General features: G+C 41.0%; 1 pseudogene. It reads right to left on the bottom strand.

From position 1 onward, the window contains the following. A pseudogene (locus HMPREF2837_RS11485) lies at window positions 1-935 on the bottom strand (hypothetical protein); the annotation flags it as partial.

Genomic DNA, 935 nt, shown 5'->3' with positions numbered 1-935 from the left:
TTGGTGTCTTATGTGCTGGTGTTGTTACATCTACTGGTTTTGATGGGTTCTTATTAGGTTCTGTTACTTTTCCTTTTCCTGGGATATCTTTCTTAGGAAGATTGTCATTTGGTACTTCACCTGAACCATTGTCGCCAATCGTAACAGTGATTGTAATTGGGTTTCCATCTTTATCTTCACCAGGGATTTCTACCTTAGTTCCTGATGGGTATGGGTTTCCATCTTGTTTCTTAGGCGTTACTACTGCATCACCATTTGGTTTTTGATTAATTTCAATCGCAACTGGTTGTTCTGTTGTTGGAGCATCTGGTGTTATCTTACTTGGTGTTTCAACTGGAACTTCTTCCGTTGGTTTACCTGGTTCTGTAATCTTACCTGTTCCTGGGACTTTACCTTCTGGTAATTCACTGTTTGGTACGTTACCTTTACCGTCTTCACCGATTGTAACTGTGATTGGGTGATCCTTATCTTTACCTGGAATTTCTACCTTAGTTCCTGGTGGGAATGTTGAGCCATCTGGTTTCTTCGGTGTTACTGTTACGTCACCTGTCTTAGGATCTTGATCCAACTCTAGTTTTGGTGTCTTATGTGCTGGTGTTGTTACATCTACTGGTTTTGATGGGTTCTTATTAGGTTCTGTTACTGTTCCTGTTCCTGGGACAGCTTTCTTAGGAAGGTTGTCATTTGGTACTTCACCTGATCCATTATCACCAATTGTTACTGTGATTGGGTGATCCTTATCTTTACCTGGGATTTCTACCTTAGTTCCTGGTGGATATGTTGATCCATCTGGTTTCTTAGGCGTTACAATCGCATCTCCATTTGGTTGTTGAGTAATTTCGATTGTAGGAGTTTGAGTTGTTGGTGTCTTAGGATCTGTTCCATTTGTGATTTCTTCCTCATCTGGAATTCCATCGTTGTCATCGTCTGGATCC

Source organism: Streptococcus sp. HMSC071D03, from assembly GCF_001812125.1.
Lineage (GTDB): Bacteria > Bacillota > Bacilli > Lactobacillales > Streptococcaceae > Streptococcus > Streptococcus pseudopneumoniae_N.
Note: the sequence above shows the minus strand (reverse complement) of the source record. Positions and strands in the feature narration are given on the sequence as shown.